The sequence below is a fragment of the Pseudomonas sp. S2_H10 genome (genome assembly GCF_054668285.1).
The window spans coordinates 4608103-4625649 of record NZ_CP162754.1; the positions used below are offsets into that span (position 1 = coordinate 4608103).

Genomic DNA, 17547 nt, shown 5'->3' on the forward strand with positions numbered 1-17547 from the left:
GCCCGGCATTCCTGTGTCAGGAATGCCGGGAGTTTTCTTATCTACTTCACCTGGGTGGTGGCGAAGTTGTTCGTGGTGAGGGGGCTAATGTGATAGCCCTCTACGTTGTTGCGCATTGCGGTAAACATTCTAGTGTGCGCGAGGCTGATCCATGGCTGGTCCTGGTTAAAAATAACCTGGGCCTGCTCGTAGAGCGCTGCACGCTCGGCCGGATCGGTTTTTTCCCGAGCCTGGTCAAGCAGCGCCTGGAACTTGTCATTGCACCAGCGGGCGTAGTTTTCTCCGTTCTTGGCCGCTTCACAACTGAGCATAGGCGTCAGGAAGTTATCCGGATCGCCGTTATCGCCCGCCCATCCGGCGGCCACCATGTCGTGCTCGCCGTTTTTCGCGCGCTTGAGCATTTCGCCCCATTCCATCACGCGGATGTCGAGCTTGATCCCGACCTTGGCCAGATCGGCTTGCATCATCTGTGCGGCGAGCATCGGGTTCGGGTTGGTCGCACCGCCACCGTTGCGGGTGAACAGGGTGAACACGGTACCTTCCGGCACGCCGGCTTCCTTGAGCAGGGCGCGTGCCTTGTCCAGATCGTGGGCCGGGTTCTTCAGGGTGTGGTTGTAACCCAGCAGGGTGTCCGGGTAAGGGTTGACCGCCACGGTGGCGTTGCCCTTGCCAAACAGCGCGTTGACCGCCGCTTCCTTGTCGAAGGCGATATCGATGGCTTTGCGCACCCGCACGTCACTCATGTACTTGTGTGAAGTGTTCATGGCGATGTACGAAACCGTCATCGCATTCATCTCGTCGACCTTCAGGTTCGGGTCTTTCTTGATGGTCGGGATGTCATCCGGCTTCGGATACAGCGCGACCTGGCACTCGTTGGCCTTGAGCTTCTGCAGGCGCACGTTGTTGTCGGTGGCGATGGCCAGGATCAACGCATCGGCCGGTGGCTTGCCGCGGAAGTAGTCCGGGTTGGCCTTGAAGCGAACCTGGGCGTCCTTGTTGTAACGCTGGAAGACGAACGGGCCGGTGCCGATCGGCTTGTTGTTCAGGTCGCCGGTCTTGTTGGCCTTGAGCAACTGGTCGGCGTACTCGGCGGAGTAGATCGAGGAGAACGCCATGGCGATGTCGGCCAGGAACGGCGCCTCACGACGGGTGAGGGTGAACTTGACCGTGTTGTCGTCGACTTTCTCGACGCTTTTCAGCAATTCCTTGAAGCCCATGCTTTCAAAGTACGGGAAGCCGACGCTCGATTGTTTATGCCACGGATGGTTCGGGTCCAGTTGGCGCTGGAAGCTCCAGACCACGTCGTCGGCGTTCATGTCGCGGGTCGGCTTGAAGTATTCGGTGGTGTGGAACTTGACGCCTTTACGCAGATGGAAGGTGTAGCTCAGGCCGTCTTCGCTGATGTCCCAGGAGTCGGCCAGCGCCGGAATCACGTCGGTGGTGCCGGGCTTGAAGTCCGCAAGGCGATTGAAGATGGTTTCAGCCGCGGCGTCGGCGGTGACTGCAGTCGTGTACAGGGCTGTATCGAAGCCTTCCGGACTGTTTTCGGTACAAACCACCAGGGGCTTGGCCGAAACGCCGACAGCGACACTGAGCAAAGCGGCCGCGATGGCCGCACGTAGGGGAAGCATTTTCATCAAGAACCCTCTGCAATCAGTTGAAGGACAAAAAGCCGGACGGCCGATTCATCGCTGAACCCGCCGTCCGGCAGCGGCATTACAGGATGTTGAATGGAACCGTGGTCACGAGACGGAACTCGTTGATGCTGCCGTCAGCCTGGTTTTCGCTGGCACGGTGAGCGGTGTAGGTACCGCGGATCGTGGTGGCCTTGAGCGGGCCGCTCTGCACCGCGTAGGTCGCGCCGATGCCGTATTCATAGTGGTGTTCGCCATCCTGGGACTGGATGCCGTCATAACCCTTGCCAACCACGCCGCCGTTGCCGGTGTAGTGGGTGCCGTCGATACCCCAGCCGCGAGCCTGGTAGATGTTGAACTTCAGGCCTGGCACGCCGTATTCGGCCATGTTCAAACCGTAGGCAACCTGGAACGATTTTTCGTTCGGGCCGTTGAAGTCCGACAGCAGGGAGTTGGCCAGGTAGATGCCGTTGGTTTCGTGCAGGTAGTCGAAGTACTCGTTACCGTTCACTTCCTGGTACGAGAAGGTCAGGGTGTGGGCCTGGTGGGTCAGGCCGAACGACAGGGAGTAGGTGTCGTTGTCGATGTCGCCGATCAGGGCTTTACCGGTTTCCTGGGTTTTGTAGTAGTTCAGGCCGGTGGTCAGGCTCAGCACCTGGCTGTCACCCAGAACGTGGGAAGCGCCGAAGTAGTACTGGTTCCAGATGTCTTCAGCCTGGGTCGCCCAGAGGCTGGTGGTCAGGCTGGCGAATGGGGTGTAGGTCAGGCCGCCGGTGTAGACGTGGTCCGTTTCAACGATGCCGTTGGCGTATTCGGTGCGGAATTTGCGCTGGCTTTCTTCGGTACGCGGTGAGTTGCGGTCGAAGGTGGCAAGGTCGAAGGCCAGGTTGTTCAGCTCTTCGCTGTGGATGGCGACACCTTCGAAGCTCGAAGGCAGTGCACGGTTACCGATCACGTCGACCATCGGGCTGCTGAAGTTCATGCGGCCGGCGGTCAGGGTGGTGTTGGAGACACGGGCCTTGACGTTGGCCAGGCCCAGTTTGCTCCACTGGCCTTGTGCGTCGCCGCCTTCCTTGGTCAGGGTACGGTTGTTGCCTGCGCCTGGACGCGTGCCCGGTGCGCCGCCGTTGTTGGAGGCCAGGTCCTTGCGGTCCTGGTCCAGGGCGATGGCGTTGTAGGCCGCCACTTCAGTGCTGAAACCCACAGTGCCTTCGGTGAAGCCCGAGTTGTACTTGAGGATGGTGCCCTGAACCCAGTTGATCCGGCGATCGGTCGGGGTCGAAACGCCGTCTTTCTTGTAGGCGAACTTGGCGCCGCGTTGCAGTTGTTCGTTGGCGTACCAGTTACGCGTGGTGCCGGTGATCGACTGGCCTTCGACAAAACCGGTGGCTTCGCTTTGGGCGCTTTTCTCGTTCACGGTAACCGGGGTGAAAGCCTGGCTTTGGGTTTCTGCGTAAGCCGTGGCGGTTACGCTGCTGATGGCCAGGGCCAATAACGCGGTGCTGCTCAGTTTCATGGGTAAAGCTCCTTACTTTCTTTTTTTATACCGGTCTTTTTTTTGTGATCCGGCTATTGGTTTAGAACTCATTCATGGCATCGCAAACGTTTGCTGTCGGCCAAATTGGCAAAAGACGGCAAAGCGTCTGCGTGAGGGCGGAAAATCCGCCCCCCGGCATTTCTGGCTAATCGGTTATTTTTCTATGCTGACACCCGAGAACACATTGCGGCCGAAGGGGCTCACTTTGAACCCTTCGATTGTGGCGCTCAGCGGCTGGTTGACCGTTGAGTGGGCGACTGGCGTGATCGGCACTTGCTGCTTGAGCAACTGCTGCGCCTGTTTGTAGAGCAGGGTGCGCTGGTCGCGGTCGGTGACGACCTTGGCTTGCTTGATCAGCTTGTCGTAAGCCGGATCACACCACATCGAGTAGTTGTTGCCGCCAATGGCGTCGCAGCTGTAGAGCGTGCCCAGCCAGTTGTCCGGATCACCGTTGTCACCGGTCCAGCCGATCAGGCTGATGTCGTGCTCGCCATTCTTGGTGCGCTTGATGTACTCGCCCCATTCGTAGCTGACGATCTTGACCTTGAGGCCGATCTTCGCCCAGTCAGCCTGGAGCATTTCGGCCATCAACTTGGCGTTGGGGTTGTACGGACGCTGGACCGGCATGGCCCATAGGGTGATTTCGGTGCCTTCCTTGACGCCGGCAGCCTTGAGCAATTCCCTGGCTTTTTCCGGGTTGTAGGCGGCGTCCTTGATCGTGTCGTCGTAGGACCATTGGGTCGGCGGCATGGCGTTGACCGCCAGTTGCCCCGCGCCCTGGTAAACGGCATTGAGAATGCCCTGCTTGTTCACCGCCATGTCCAGCGCCTGGCGTACTTCAAGCTGGTCGAACGGTTTGTGGCGCACGTTGTAGGCGATGTAGCCGAGGTTGAAGCCAGGCTTCTCGATCAGTTGCAGGGCCGGATCGTTCTTCAGCGCGGGCACATCGGCAGGGCGCGGGTGCAGGGTGATCTGGCACTCGCCGGCCTTGAGTTTCTGCACGCGCACCGAGGCGTCGGTGTTGATGGCGAAAATCAGGTTGTCGAGCTTGACCCGACTCGGGTCCCAGTAATGCTTGTTACCGGTGTAACGGATGTTCGAGTCTTTCTGGTAGCTCTTGAACACGAACGGCCCGGTGCCGATCGGCTTCTGGTTGATGTCGCTCGGCTTGCCTTCGGCCAGCAGCTTGTCGGCGTATTCGGCCGAAAGGATGGCGGCGAAGCTCATGGCGATGTTCTGGATGAACGCGGCGTCCACGCTGTTGAGCGTAAAGACCACGGTCAGCGGCCCGGTCTTTTCGACCTTGGCGATGTTCTTGTTCAGGCTCATGCCGTTGAAGTACGGAAACTCGGTCGGATAAGCCTTGCGGAAGGGTTGTTGCGGATCGAGCATGCGATTGAACGTGAACAGCACGTCATCGGCGTTGAAATCGCGGGTCGGCGTGAAGTATTTGGTGGTGTGGAACTTCACCCCTTCGCGTAGGTGAAAGGTGTATTTGAGGCCGTCCTCGGAAATATCCCAGCTTGTGGCCAGGCCCGGTACGACGTTGGTCGCGCCTTTCTCGAACTCTGCCAAGCGGTTGTAAAGCGGCTCGGCGGCGTCGTTGTCGGTCGCAGTAGTGTACTGCGCCGTGTCGAAACCGGCGGGGCTGCCTTCGGAGCAGAACACCAGGCTATTGTTGGCGGCCTGGCTGATGGAAGTGGCGGCCAGCAGGCCGGTGCCCAGCAATGCGGATAAAACCAAGGTATGGCGCATAACGCTCCCTTTTCTCTCAAAGTGTTGTCAATGAGCCGCCGTTCCGTCGTTGAGGCATCATTGATTTTCAAGCCATGCACACAGCAGTAACCGATGACCCACGCATGCACTGGTCGAATCCCGACGGTATGAGCCACGGGTCCGGCAGTAAATACGTAGAGTCCTAAAGACTCGTAGGAAATGGCAACGCGTCCTCGCCCGATGCTGTAGTCAGCTGCGGATTTGGATGTAGGCAAATTCCTGCTTTGCTCGGTAGATAAAGCAACGGCGACGTCAGGAACGCCGCCGTTGCAAAACCTTATTTGCTGACGCTGACGCCGTAGAAGGAGTTCAAGCCAAATGGGCTGATCTTGAAGTCCTGCACGTTGGCGCGCATGGGTTGGAACACCGTCGAGTGAGCGATAGGTGTCATAGGCACAGCATCCTTGAGGACGTGTTGCGCTTGTTTGTAGAGCTCGGTGCGCTTGCCTTGGTCTGAAGTGCGCTTGGCCTGCTTGACGATGTCGTCAAACTTCTTGTCGCACCATTTGGAGAAGTTGTTGCCTTCCAGCGAGTCGCAGCCGAACAGCACGTTCAGCCAGTTGTCGGGATCACCATTGTCACCGCTCCAGCCAATCAGCATCGCCTGGTTCTCGCCACCTTTGGAGCGCTTGATGTACTCGCCCCACTCGTAGCTCTGGATCTTGACCTTGAGGCCGATCTTGGACCAGTCGGACTGCAGCATTTCTGCCATCAGCTTGGCGTTCGGGTTGTATGGACGCTGTACCGGCATCGCCCACAGAACGATTTCGGTGCCATCTTTCACGCCGGCTTCCTTGAGCAGCTCCTTGGCTTTCTCAGGGTTGTACGGCGCATCCTTGATGGTGGTGTCGTAGGACCACTGGGTCGGTGGCATGGCGTTGACAGCCAGTTGGCCGGCACCCTGGTACACCGAGTCGATGATCTGTTGCTTGTTGACGGCCATGTCCATTGCCTGGCGCACTTTCAGTTGCGCCAGCGGGTTTGGCTCGTTGCTACCCTTGACCTTGTCCATCACGTTGTAGGCGATGTAACCGAGGTTGAAACCGGCCTGGTCAGGCAGCTTCAGGGTCTTGTCTTCACGCAGCGCCTTCAGGTCGGCCGGACGAGGGAACAGGGTGACCTGGCACTCGTTCTTCTTCAGCTTCTGGATACGTACCGACGGGTCGGTGGTGATGGCGAAGATCAGGTTGTCGATCTTGACGTCGTCAGGCTTCCAGTAGTCCTTGTTCCCGGTGTAGCGGATGTTGGAGTCTTTCTGGTAGCTCTTGAACACGAACGGACCAGTGCCGACCGGCTTCTGGTTGATGTCGGCGGCCTTGCCTTCCTTGAGCAACTGGGCAGCGTACTCGGCGGACTGGACCGAGGCGAAGCTCATGGCCATGTTCTGGATGAACGCGGCGTCAACGTCCTTGAGGGTGAACTTGACGGTCTTGTCGTCGACTTTATCGATCTTGGTGATGTTGGTGTCCATCCCCATGTCGGTGAAGTACGGGAATTCGGTCGGGTACGCTTTGCGGAACGGGTCATCCTTGTTAATCATGCGATTGAAGGTGAACAGCACGTCGTCGGCGTTGAACTCACGAGTCGGCTTGAAATACGGGGTGGTGTGGAACTTGACGCCTTCACGCAGGTGGAAGGTGTAGGTCAGGCCGTCATCGGAGACGTCCCAACTGGTCGCCAGACCAGGAATCACGGCGGTACCGCCGCGCTCGAACTGGGTCAGGCGGTTGAACATGGTTTCTGCAGAGGCGTCGAAGTCGGTTCCGGTGGTGTATTGACCTGGATCGAAACCGGCCGGGCTCCCTTCGGAGCAGAACACCAGGTTAGTCGCTGCTTGGGCGAACGGTGCGCTGGCTAACAAGCTTGCGCCAACTAAGAACGGAATGACCGCGTTTTTAAGCATGGTGGCCTCATGATTTGTTGTCATTTTTGGAATTAGAGGACGACCTCGTGAGTCGTGCCTGCGGATACTTATGCAGGGGCCATACCCAATGCAAGATCCAGAGTGACTACAAGCCTTAAACGGTGGCACGAACGTACCTTAATGTCGCATTTGTGTAATTGCTGACGCATTTGACCGTTTGCGCGGCATTTTTACGGTGCAAATGACGCACTTTTACGGTGCGCGCCTGTTGCGGGTTGCTCCCGCGTGGGGCGTGGGTGTTACTTATTCATACCCCGGATTGTGGGGTGGGCATGGCGTGAATAAGAGTGGTTATTGTTGCACCGATAATGGCCAATCGACGGCTATTCTCGGGTCGACCTATCCAGTTATAGCTCATGCCGGAAAACTGCAAAAAAAACGGCGATCATTTTAATGATCGCCGTTGTTGTCTGCGGGCTATCGATTCAAGGCATCAGCACTTCAATCGAACCGTCGGCGGTCATGCTGACCTGACTGGTGCCGGCTTCGACATCCGGTGTTACCGGTGCGGCGTCCATGGCGGCGGCTTTCATCATCATCGGCGCGCGCATGTAAGGCTGTGGATAACCATTGCTATTGAGGTTCAGGTTGACGATTTTGTAGCTCTTGCCGCCCAGGGCATCAGTCGCAATTTGGGCACGGGCCTTGAAGGCGCTCACGGCGTCCTTGAGCAGGGCGTCTTCGCTGGCTTTGCGGGTCGGGGTGGCGATGGCGAAGTCCATGCCGCCCATTTTCAGGTCGGTAAGCAGTTCGCCGGTCAGTTTCGACAGGGCGGCGAAGTCCGAGCTCTCCAGGCGCAATTCGGCGCGCTCGCGCCAGCCGGTGATTTTCTGGCCCTTGGTGTCGTAGATCGGGTAGCTGTTGCGGCTGCCCTGGCGCAGGGTGATGTCCTTGACCTGCTTGGCCTGGGCCAGCGCCTTGTTCATGGTGGTGCTGACGTCGGCGGCGAGTTTGGCCGGGTCGCTGTTCTGTTCTTCGGTGTACAGCGTCACGATCATCAGGTCGCGGGCCACTTCCTGACTGACTTCGGCACGCAGGGAAATCTGGTTGTAATGAAGCTCGTCGGCGGCCAGGGTCGGCAGGCTGGCGACGGTGCCGACACTCAGGGCGAGGAGGGCGGCGCTGCGGCGGAATGTGTGCATGAAGGCTCCTTGAAAGGTGCGCAGGGGTTTGATCCGGGCCTGCGTGAAACCATCAGACTCTAGCTTTCATGTTCCGGTTCGCACAGTTACAACTTCTATACAGATGGATTGCAGATGACCGCTGTGGCGAGGGGGCAAGCCCCCTCGCCACAGAGCCCATCACACACAAATCCGTGTGGGTGGCATGTGGCCGTTTGCCGCACTTTTGCCTGTCAGCCCCCGGCCTTGGTTATACTCCCTGCGATCCGCCTGGAGCGCTCATCAGGAGAGCTCATGCTCGCCCCCGTACAAATCACTTCCGCCACTCGCCAGAACCTCTGGCGCCTGACGTTCATCCGCACGTTGGTGCTGGCCGCCCAGGCCGGTTCCGTGGGCCTGGCCTACTGGCTCGAATTGCTGCCATTGCCCTGGTTTCAACTGGCCGCGACCCTCGGTTGCTCGATGCTGTTGTGCCTGTTCACGGCCATTCGCCTGCGTACCTCGTGGCCGGTGACCGAGCTCGAATACGCCGTGCAACTGGCCTGCGACCTGTTTATCCACAGCGCATTGCTGTATTTCTCCGGTGGTTCGACCAACCCCTTCGTCTCTTATTACCTGGTGCCGCTGACCATTGCTGCGGTGACGTTGCCATGGCGTTATTCGGTGATCCTGTCGGGTATCGCGCTGACGATGTACACGCTGTTGCTGGCGCAGTTCTACCCGCTGCAAACCTTCCCCATCGCTCGGGAAAACCTGCAGGTCTACGGGATGTGGCTGAGCTTTGCTCTCGCCGCCGCAGTGATCACCTTCTTCGCCGCGCGCATGGCCGAAGAGCTGCGTCGTCAGGAAGAACTGCGTGCCATTCGCCGCGAAGAGGGCCTGCGTGATCAGCAATTGCTGGCCGTCGCCACCCAGGCTGCCGGTGCGGCCCATGAGCTGGGCACGCCGCTGGCAACCATGAGTGTGTTGCTCAAGGAGATGCGTCAGGATCACCATGACCCGATGTTGCAGGATGACCTGAGCGTCCTGCAGGATCAGGTCAAGCTGTGCAAGGAAACCTTGCAGCAGCTTGTTCGGGCGGCGGAGGCCAATCGCCGGCTGGCGGTGGAGATGCAGGACGTCACCGATTGGCTGGATGAAGCGCTCAATCGCTGGCACCTGATGCGCCCGGAAGCCAGTTATCGCTTCCAGCGCCTCGGTCAGGGCCCGGTGCCGCGCATGGCGCCGCCGCCGGACCTGACCCAGGCGTTGCTGAATCTGCTGAACAACGCCGCCGATGCCTGCCCCGAAGGGCTGCAAGTGACGCTGGATTGGGATTGGGAAAACCTCACCATCAGCATTCGTGACCATGGCGCCGGTGTGCCGCTGGCCATCGCCGAGCAAATCGGCAAACCGTTTTTTACCACCAAGGGCAAAGGCTTCGGCCTGGGCCTGTTTTTGAGCAAGGCCAGCGTGACACGCGCCGGCGGCTCAGTGAAACTCTACAGTCATGAGGAAGGCGGCACGCTCACCGAGCTGCGCCTGCCCCGTGTCGCCCGAGGAGACGAACATGAGTGAAGAGATCCAAGTCGAAGGCGAAGAACTGCCGCATTTGCTGCTGGTCGATGACGACGCCACATTCACCCGCGTCATGGCCCGCGCCATGGCCCGCCGCGGTTTTCGCGTCAGCACTGCCGGTTCCGCCGAGGAAGGCCTGGAGCTGGCCAAGGCCGATCTGCCGGATTACGCCGCCCTGGACCTGAAGATGGACGGCGATTCGGGCCTGGTGCTGCTGCCCAAGTTGCTGGAAATGGACCCGGAAATGCGCGTGGTGATCCTCACCGGTTATTCGAGCATTGCCACCGCTGTCGAGGCGATCAAGCGTGGCGCCTGCAACTACCTGTGCAAACCCGCGGATGCGGACGACGTGCTGGCGGCCCTGCTGTCCGAACATGCTGATCTCGACAGCCTGGTGCCGGAAAACCCGATGTCCGTGGATCGCCTGCAGTGGGAGCACATCCAGCGCGTGCTGACCGAGCACGAAGGCAACATCTCCGCCACTGCCCGCGCCCTGGGCATGCACCGCCGCACCCTGCAGCGCAAACTGCAGAAGCGCCCCGTTCGCCGCTGAACCTGCGCTGAACGAATGCGGGCCGTATCTCGCGACAAACCGGACCGATCATCTATGATCGGTTCGTGTGTGTTCCTTTCTTTATCGAGCCTTATCCATGAATCAGAACGCTGAGTATTCCGCGGTCAACGACGCCGTGCGCGGGCAGTTTTTTCGCAAAGTGTGGGCGATGATCACGCCTTACTGGCGCAGTGAAGAGAAGGCCAAGGCCTGGACACTGCTGATCGCAGTGATTGCACTGTCGCTGATCAGCGTGGGGATCTCGGTGTGGTTCAACACCTGGTACAAGGACTTCTACAACGCCCTGCAAAAGAAAGACGAGGCGGCGTTCTGGCAACTGATCCTGTACTTCTGCGCCATTGCGGCGGTGGCGATCGTCGGTGCGGTGTATCGGCTTTACCTGACGCAGATGCTGACGATCCGCTGGCGGGCATGGCTTACCGAAAAACACTTTGCACGCTGGCTCGCCGACAAGAATTACTACCAGCTGGAGCAGGGCGGTTACACCGATAACCCGGACCAGCGGATTTCCGAAGACCTCAACAACTTCACCTCCAATACCCTTGAGCTGGGTATCGGGCTGCTGCGCAATATCGTCAGCCTGGTGTCGTTCTCGATCATTCTGTGGGGCGTGTCGGGCAGTATTGAAGTGTTCGGCATCACCATTCCCGGCTACATGTTCTGGTGCGTATTGGTTTATGCGGTGGTGGGCAGCTGGCTGACGCATTTGATCGGTCGTCGTTTGATCGGCCTGAACAACCAGCAACAACGCTTCGAAGCCGACCTGCGTTTCTCCATGGTGCGGATTCGCGAGAATGCCGAAAGCATCGCGTTGTACAACGGCGAGCCGAACGAAAATCGCCGGTTGAGCAATCGCTTCGGCATGGTCTGGCATAACTTCTGGGACATCATGAAGGTGTCCAAGCGCCTGACGTTCTTCACCGCCGGTTACAGCCAGGCCGCCATCATTTTCCCGTTCATCGTTGCCTCTCCCCGTTACCTCGCCGGCAAGATCGAGCTCGGCGAACTGATGCAGATCAGCTCGGCGTTCGGCAACGTGCAGGAAAGCTTCAGCTGGTTTATCAGTGCGTACCAGAGCCTCGCCTCCTGGCGCGCCACCTGCGATCGTCTGTTGAGCTTCCATCAGGCCATGACCGACAACGAAGAACGTGTGCCGGCCATCGACGTACAGAATTCGGGTTCCGTTCTGAAGGTGCACAACCTCGGCCTCGACCTGGCTGACGGTCGTCATCTGCTGACCAACGCCGACATGACCGTGGAGGAGGGCGACCGTGTGATGCTCAGCGGTCGATCCGGCAGCGGCAAGTCGACCCTGCTGCGGGCGATGGGACATCTGTGGCCGGCCGGCCACGGCAGTATTCGCCTGCCGTCGGCACGCTACCTGTTCCTGCCGCAAAAACCCTATTTGCCGATCGGCACCCTGCGTGACGTGCTCAGTTATCCACAGCCCGGCGATACCTATCCGCAGGAACGCTACGTGCAGGTGCTGGAAACCTGCCGCTTGCCGCACCTGATTGCCCGTCTCGACGAAGCCAACCACTGGCAGCGCATGTTGTCGCCGGGAGAGCAGCAGCGCCTGGCGTTTGCCCGTGCGCTGCTTTATGCACCGCAATGGCTGTACATGGACGAAGCGACTTCGGCGATGGACGAAGAGGATGAGGCCACGCTGTATCAGGCGCTGATCGATCAGTTGCCGGGGCTGAGCATTGTCAGCGTCGGCCATCGCAGCAGTCTGAAGCGTTTCCATCCGCGGCACATTCGTATCGAGAATGGCCACCTGGTGGATCAGACCGTGACTGCATAAACGTCACACCCCCTGTAGGAGCTGGCTTGCCAGCGATGAACGATAACGCGGTTCCACAGATAGACCGCGTTACGGCCATCGCTGGCAAGCCAGCTCCTACAGAGGCGAGGTGATCGTACAACCGCGTTGCGCTATGATGCGCTTTCAGCCGCCGAACTTTTCGAGACAGATGTTCACCATGGAAATCCTCAACGACACACCACGCCTCCCTCGCAAGCGCCGCAGCCTCGCTCAGGAACTGGTGACGGTGCTGTCCGAGCAGATCCGCGACGGTCATCTGAAACGTGGCGACAAGCTGCCCACAGAGTCGGCGATCATGGATGCCCATGGTGTCAGCCGCACGGTGGTGCGCGAAGCCATATCCCGGTTGCAGGCGGCCGGCCAGGTGGAAACCCGCCACGGCATCGGTACCTTCGTGCTCGACACGCCGAGCCCGAGCGGTTTTCGTATCGACCCGGCGACCGTGGTGACCTTGCGTGACGTACTGGCGATCCTGGAACTGCGCATCAGTCTGGAAGTGGAGTCTGCCGGGCTGGCAGCGCAACGCCGCAGCCCGGAGCAACTGGCCAACATGCGCGCCGCCCTGGATGCGTTGAATGAAAGCGCCGCTCATGCCAGTGACGCCGTGGCTTCGGACTTCGCCTTCCACCTCGAAATCGCGCTGTCCACCGGCAACCGCTACTTCACCGACATCATGACCCACCTGGGTACCAGCATCATTCCGCGCACACGGCTGAACTCGGCGCGCCTGGCCCATGACGACCAGCAGCACTACATGGGTCGCCTGAGCCGTGAGCACGAAGAAATCTACGACGCCATTGCCCGCCAGGATTCCGATGCGGCCCGTGCGGCGATGCGCCTGCACCTGACCAACAGCCGCGAGCGGTTGCGTCATGCCCATGAAGAGGCTGAGATGCAGCGGGGATAACAAAAAGACCACTGCCAAGGGTTACCGAGGCAGTGGTTTTTCAGGGCAGGGTTCAGTCCCTAGTTCATTCCACTACAACCTCAATATCCACCTCACCGTTTGTATGCAGTTTGTAAATTTTCTTGGTGACGATGCCCGACGCACCGCTATCCATTACCAATGTGTTGCCTACGTTGATAGTGTCTAAGCGATTGGTTTCCGTTGAGAGAACTCGGGGTTGGTTTTCCCCTTTCAAGTTGAAAGTGACATTGCTTGGCATGTTGTACCCCTTGGAATGTGCGTAACAGTTAGTGTTTTTCCACCCTGAAGTCTCAAGCAGCCCTCTTGCCTGCTAATCCAAAACCTCCTGGCTTGCGCTGACTCTAAGTGCCTCATTGAGGTGGCGATACTGTCAGAAATTACAGTTTCGATGAGCGGTAGCTTTTTGCGGTGTCGACTGACATACCGCTTTCGTCACCAAACTCGCTTCACATTTGATCTCGCCACCGCCGGTGATCCCGTTTCTCTCATCTGATAACGTATCACTTTCATAAGTCTCAAGCCGCGCGTGTATTCAGTTATTCCGATCATCGATCAGATATCTAGGCAAGAAAACCCCGTTCTGACACAAAATTCGCGGATGGCGATGAAATGCAGTTGACGGTTGTATTTTAAGTTGTACGATGACCTACAACTTCAGCGCAGGCTGAACCGTTTACTCACACAACGTCGTTATCCAGGGTGTTCGAATAATGAATCCACAAGAACTGAAGTCCATCCTCTCTTCCGGTCTGCTGTCTTTCCCGGTCACCGATTTCAATGCCCAGGGCGATTTCAACCGCGCTGGCTACATCAAGCGTCTCGAATGGCTGGCCCCATACGGCGCCTCGGCGCTGTTCGCCGCAGGCGGCACCGGTGAGTTCTTCTCCCTGGCGGCCAGCGAATATTCGGAAATCATCAAGACTGCCGTCGACACCTGCGCGACCAGCGTGCCGATTCTGGCCGGCGTGGGCGGTTCGACCCGTCAGGCCATCGAGTACGCTCAGGAAGCCGAGCGTCTGGGCGCCAAAGGCCTGTTGCTGCTGCCACACTACCTGACCGAAGCCAGCCAGGACGGCGTTGCCGCCCACGTTGAAGCCGTGTGCAAATCGGTCAACATCGGCGTGGTGGTCTACAACCGTAACGTCTGCCGCCTGACCGCCCCTCTGCTGGAGCGTCTGGCCGAGCGCTGCCCGAACCTGATCGGTTACAAGGACGGTCTGGGTGATATCGAGTTGATGGTGTCGATCCGTCGCCGCCTCGGTGATCGCTTCAGCTACCTGGGCGGCTTGCCGACCGCCGAAGTCTACGCCGCGGCCTACAAGGCACTGGGCGTGCCGGTCTACTCCTCGGCGGTGTTCAACTTCATCCCGAAAACCGCGATGGACTTCTACCACGCCATTGCCCGCGAAGATCACGCCACCGTCGGCAAGATCATCGACGACTTCTTCCTGCCGTACCTGGACATCCGTAACCGCAAGTCCGGTTATGCCGTGAGCATCGTCAAGGCCGGGGCAAAAATTGCCGGTTACGACGCAGGTCCGGTGCGTGCACCGCTGACCGACCTGACCGGCGAAGAGTACGAAATGCTCGCCGCGCTGATCGACAAGCAGGGCGCGCAGTAACACCCGATAAACCAGGGCCGCCGGGCGATCGGCGGCTTTTTGCGTGAGGAGATCTCAAAGTGGCAGATGCAAAGCGTTTCGATAACTACATCAATGGCGAATGGGTTGCCGGTGGCGATTACTCGGCCAACATCAACCCGTCCGAGCTGAGCGACACCATCGGCGACTACGCCAAGGCTGATCTGGCTCAGGTCAACGCCGCCATCGACGCCGCCCGCGCCGCGTTCCCGGCCTGGTCCACTTCCGGCATTCAGGCTCGTCACGATTCCCTGGACAAAGTCGGCACTGAAATCCTCGCCCGTCGCGAAGAGCTCGGCACCCTGTTGGCCCGGGAAGAGGGCAAGACCCTGCCTGAAGCCATCGGCGAAGTGACCCGCGCCGGTAACATCTTCAAGTTTTTCGCCGGTGAATGCCTGCGCCTGTCCGGCGATTACCTGCCGTCGGTACGTCCTGGCGTCAACGTTGAAGTCACTCGCGAAGCCCTGGGCGTGGTCGGTCTGATCACCCCGTGGAACTTCCCGATTGCCATCCCTGCCTGGAAAGTCGCTCCGGCCCTGGCCTACGGCAACTGCGTCGTGCTCAAGCCTGCGGACCTGGTACCGGGTTGCGCCTGGGCCCTGGCCGAAATCATCTCCCGCGCAGGCTTCCCGGCCGGTGTGTTCAACCTGGTGATGGGCAGCGGTCGTGTGGTTGGCGATGCGCTGGTCCATAGCCCGAAAGTCGACGGCATCAGCTTCACCGGTTCCGTGGGTGTCGGTCGTCAGATCGCCGTGAGCTGCGTGTCGCGCCAGGCCAAGGTGCAGCTGGAAATGGGCGGCAAGAACCCGCAGATCATTCTCGACGACGCGGACCTCAAGCAAGCGGTCGAGCTGTCGGTGCAGAGCGCGTTCTACTCCACCGGCCAGCGTTGCACCGCGTCGAGCCGCTTCATCGTCACTGCCGGCATCCACGACAAGTTCGTCGAAGCCATGGCCGAGCGCATGAAGTCGATCAAGGTCGGCCACGCGCTGAAGGCCGGCACCGACATCGGTCCGGTGGTCTCGCAAGCGCAGCTTGAGCAGGACATGAAGTACATCGACATCGGCCAGTCCGAAGGTGCACGCCTGGTCAGCGGCGGTGGTCTGGTGACCTGCGACACCGAGGGTTACTTCCTCGCGCCAACCCTGTTTGCCGACAGCCAGGCGTCGATGCGTATCAGCCAGGAAGAGATCTTCGGCCCCGTGGCCAACATCGTCCGGGTTGCCGATTACGAAGCTGCGCTGGCCATGGCCAACGACACCGAGTTCGGGCTGTCGGCGGGCATTGCCACCACCTCGCTGAAGTACGCCAACCACTTCAAGCGCCACTCCCAGGCCGGGATGGTGATGGTCAACCTGCCGACCGCCGGTGTGGATTACCACGTTCCGTTCGGTGGGCGTAAAGGTTCATCCTATGGATCACGTGAGCAAGGTCGCTATGCGCAAGAGTTCTACACCGTGGTGAAGACCTCTTATATCGGTTTGTAAAACGCAACATCCCTGTAGGAGCGAGCCCTGCTCGCGATGGTCCAGAGGTCGCGGCGGTAAACCTGATGCCCCGCGTCATCGTTAACCTCCATCGCGAGCAGGCTCGCTCCTACAAGGAAACACCAAAGATTCACCCCGCATAAAAATAATCAGTGGGAGTACATCTACATGCAATCGACCAAGCCGACTCACGTCCGCTATTTGATCCTGCTCATGCTTTTCCTCGTGACCACGATCAACTACGCCGACCGGGCTACCATCGCAATCGCCGGCTCCAGCCTGCAGAAAGACCTCGGCATTGACGCCGTTACCCTCGGCTACATCTTCTCCGCATTCGGTTGGGCCTACGTGGCCGGGCAAATCCCTGGCGGCTGGCTGCTGGACCGTTTCGGTTCGAAAAAAATCTACGCGTTGAGCATCTTCACCTGGTCGCTGTTCACCGTCCTGCAGGGTTATGTCGGCGAGTTCGGCATGTCCACGGCAGTGGTTGCGCTGTTCATGCTGCGCTTTTTGGTGGGCCTGGCCGAAGCGCCATCCTTCCCCGGCAACGCGCGCATCGTCGCGGCCTGGTTCCCGACCGCTGAACGCGGTACGGCCTCGGCGATCTTCAACTCGGCGCAGTACTTCGCCACCGTGCTGTTCGCACCGCTGATGGGCTGGATCGTCTACAGCTTCGGCTGGCAGCACGTGTTCATCGTCATGGGCGTGATCGGCATCATCTTCTCGGGCATCTGGCTGAAAGTGATCTACAGCCCGCGCCAGCACCCGATGATCAACGACGCCGAGTTCAAGCACATCGCCGACAACGGCGGCATGGTCGACATGGACCAGGACAAGGGCAAAGGCAAGAAGGCCGACGGTCCGAAGTGGGACTACATCCGTCAGTTGCTGACTAATCGCATGATGCTTGGCGTATACCTGGGCCAATACTGCATCAACGGCATCACTTACTTCTTCCTGACCTGGTTCCCGGTGTACCTGGTGCAGGAACGCGGCATGACCATCCTCAAGGCCGGTTTCATTGCCTCGTTGCCGGCGATCTGCGGCTTCATCGGTGGAGTGCTCGGCGGGGTGATTTCCGATTACCTGCTGCGCAAAGGCCATTCCCTGACCTTCGCCCGCAAGGCGCCGATCATTGCCGGCCTGCTGGTTTCCAGCAGCATCGTGGCCTGTAACTACGTCGACGTTGAGTGGATGGTGGTCGGCTTCATGGCCCTGGCCTTCTTCGGCAAAGGCGTGGGCGCACTGGGCTGGGCCGTGGTGTCGGATACTTCGCCGAAGCAGATCGCCGGTCTGAGCGGCGGCTTGTTCAATACCTTCGGTAACATTGCATCCATCACCACCCCGATCGTGATCGGCTACATCATCAGCTCCACCGGTTCGTTCAAGTGGGCACTGGTGTTTGTCGGTTGCAACGCTTTGGTCGCGGTGTTCAGCTATCTGGTCATCGTCGGCCCGATCAAGCGTGTGGTGCTCAAGGAGCCGCCAGCGAACGGTTCTGAAGCCCCTGGCAAATTGTCTCAAGCGCATTCCTGAGGAGCGGC

At 59.4% G+C, this 17547-nt stretch carries 13 protein-coding genes; 7 read left to right on the forward strand and 6 right to left on the reverse strand.

Annotated elements, in window-relative coordinates; genetic code table 11:
• Nucleotides 1-41: 41 nt before the first annotated feature.
• From AB4O16_RS20575 to AB4O16_RS20595, 5 genes are all read right to left on the reverse strand, one after another.
• Nucleotides 42-1637, reverse strand: coding sequence for an ABC transporter substrate-binding protein (locus AB4O16_RS20575; RefSeq protein WP_160388087.1), 1596 nt, complete (start codon nt 1635-1637; stop codon nt 42-44).
• A 79-nt stretch (nt 1638-1716) separates the two neighbouring features.
• A complete protein-coding gene (locus tag AB4O16_RS20580) occupies nt 1717-3150 on the reverse strand; it encodes an OprD family porin (protein WP_160388088.1) in 1434 nt (477 codons plus the stop codon).
• Between the two features lie 174 nt (nt 3151-3324).
• The gene (locus tag AB4O16_RS20585; RefSeq protein ID WP_460155685.1) at nt 3325-4926 is read right to left on the reverse strand and encodes an ABC transporter substrate-binding protein; all 1602 of its coding nucleotides are present in this window, start codon (nt 4924-4926) and stop codon (nt 3325-3327) included.
• A gap of 298 nt (nt 4927-5224) precedes the next feature.
• Nucleotides 5225-6850, reverse strand: coding sequence for an ABC transporter substrate-binding protein (locus tag AB4O16_RS20590; RefSeq protein ID WP_460155686.1), 1626 nt, complete (start codon nt 6848-6850; stop codon nt 5225-5227).
• A 446-nt stretch (nt 6851-7296) separates the two neighbouring features.
• Nucleotides 7297-8013 (reverse strand): SIMPL domain-containing protein, encoded by a 717-nt coding sequence (locus tag AB4O16_RS20595; RefSeq protein ID WP_160388091.1) that lies wholly within the window; start codon nt 8011-8013, stop codon nt 7297-7299.
• Nucleotides 8014-8286: 273 nt separating this feature from the next.
• Between AB4O16_RS20595 and AB4O16_RS20600 the strand changes: the two genes are divergently transcribed.
• The 4 genes from AB4O16_RS20600 (at nt 8287) to AB4O16_RS20615 (ending at nt 12855) form a co-directional block, all read left to right on the forward strand.
• Nucleotides 8287-9549 carry an ATP-binding protein gene (locus AB4O16_RS20600; RefSeq protein ID WP_160388092.1) on the forward strand — a complete coding sequence of 421 codons (1263 nt, stop codon included), beginning with the start codon at nt 8287-8289 and terminating at the stop codon, nt 9547-9549.
• Nucleotides 9542-10102: a response regulator transcription factor gene (locus AB4O16_RS20605; RefSeq protein ID WP_007973041.1), complete on the forward strand. Its 561-nt coding sequence runs from the start codon at nt 9542-9544 to the stop codon at nt 10100-10102. The genes AB4O16_RS20600 and AB4O16_RS20605 overlap by 8 nt, the downstream gene beginning before the upstream one ends.
• A 97-nt stretch (nt 10103-10199) precedes the next feature.
• A complete protein-coding gene (locus tag AB4O16_RS20610) occupies nt 10200-11927 on the forward strand; it encodes an ABC transporter ATP-binding protein/permease (protein WP_460155687.1) in 1728 nt (575 codons plus the stop codon).
• A 178-nt stretch (nt 11928-12105) separates the two neighbouring features.
• The gene (locus tag AB4O16_RS20615) at nt 12106-12855 is read left to right on the forward strand and encodes a FadR/GntR family transcriptional regulator (protein ID WP_178120651.1); all 750 of its coding nucleotides are present in this window, start codon (nt 12106-12108) and stop codon (nt 12853-12855) included.
• A gap of 64 nt (nt 12856-12919) precedes the next feature.
• Here AB4O16_RS20615 and AB4O16_RS20620 read toward each other — a convergent pair whose 3' ends face one another.
• Nucleotides 12920-13114 (reverse strand): hypothetical protein, encoded by a 195-nt coding sequence (locus AB4O16_RS20620; protein ID WP_160388095.1) that lies wholly within the window; start codon nt 13112-13114, stop codon nt 12920-12922.
• Nucleotides 13115-13586: 472 nt separating this feature from the next.
• On the opposite strand from AB4O16_RS20620, the gene kdgD reads away from it, so the two are divergent.
• From kdgD to AB4O16_RS20635, 3 genes are all read left to right on the forward strand, one after another.
• Nucleotides 13587-14498: a 5-dehydro-4-deoxyglucarate dehydratase gene (gene kdgD / locus AB4O16_RS20625; protein ID WP_338584682.1), complete on the forward strand. Its 912-nt coding sequence runs from the start codon at nt 13587-13589 to the stop codon at nt 14496-14498.
• A gap of 59 nt (nt 14499-14557) precedes the next feature.
• A complete protein-coding gene (locus tag AB4O16_RS20630; protein ID WP_460155688.1) occupies nt 14558-16003 on the forward strand; it encodes an aldehyde dehydrogenase family protein in 1446 nt (481 codons plus the stop codon).
• Nucleotides 16004-16171: 168 nt separating this feature from the next.
• Complete coding sequence (locus AB4O16_RS20635) at nt 16172-17539, forward strand: MFS transporter (protein WP_160388098.1); 1368 nt, start codon at nt 16172-16174, stop codon at nt 17537-17539.
• Nucleotides 17540-17547 lie beyond the last annotated feature (8 nt).

What these genes read in the sequence shown, in the direction of transcription:
- AB4O16_RS20575 (WP_160388087.1), bottom strand. Translation starts at nt 1,637, where the DNA reads ATGAAAATGCTTCCCCTACGTGCGGCCATCGCGGCCGCTTTGCTCAGT.
- AB4O16_RS20580 (WP_160388088.1), bottom strand. Translation starts at nt 3,150, where the DNA reads ATGAAACTGAGCAGCACCGCGTTATTGGCCCTGGCCATCAGCAGCGTA.
- AB4O16_RS20585 (WP_460155685.1), bottom strand. Translation starts at nt 4,926, where the DNA reads ATGCGCCATACCTTGGTTTTATCCGCATTGCTGGGCACCGGCCTGCTG.
- AB4O16_RS20590 (WP_460155686.1), bottom strand. Translation starts at nt 6,850, where the DNA reads ATGCTTAAAAACGCGGTCATTCCGTTCTTAGTTGGCGCAAGCTTGTTA.
- AB4O16_RS20595 (WP_160388091.1), bottom strand. Translation starts at nt 8,013, where the DNA reads ATGCACACATTCCGCCGCAGCGCCGCCCTCCTCGCCCTGAGTGTCGGC.
- AB4O16_RS20600 (WP_160388092.1), top strand. Translation starts at nt 8,287, where the DNA reads ATGCTCGCCCCCGTACAAATCACTTCCGCCACTCGCCAGAACCTCTGG.
- AB4O16_RS20605 (WP_007973041.1), top strand. Translation starts at nt 9,542, where the DNA reads ATGAGTGAAGAGATCCAAGTCGAAGGCGAAGAACTGCCGCATTTGCTG.
- AB4O16_RS20610 (WP_460155687.1), top strand. Translation starts at nt 10,200, where the DNA reads ATGAATCAGAACGCTGAGTATTCCGCGGTCAACGACGCCGTGCGCGGG.
- AB4O16_RS20615 (WP_178120651.1), top strand. Translation starts at nt 12,106, where the DNA reads ATGGAAATCCTCAACGACACACCACGCCTCCCTCGCAAGCGCCGCAGC.
- AB4O16_RS20620 (WP_160388095.1), bottom strand. Translation starts at nt 13,114, where the DNA reads ATGCCAAGCAATGTCACTTTCAACTTGAAAGGGGAAAACCAACCCCGA.
- kdgD (WP_338584682.1), top strand. Translation starts at nt 13,587, where the DNA reads ATGAATCCACAAGAACTGAAGTCCATCCTCTCTTCCGGTCTGCTGTCT.
- AB4O16_RS20635 (WP_160388098.1), top strand. Translation starts at nt 16,172, where the DNA reads ATGCAATCGACCAAGCCGACTCACGTCCGCTATTTGATCCTGCTCATG.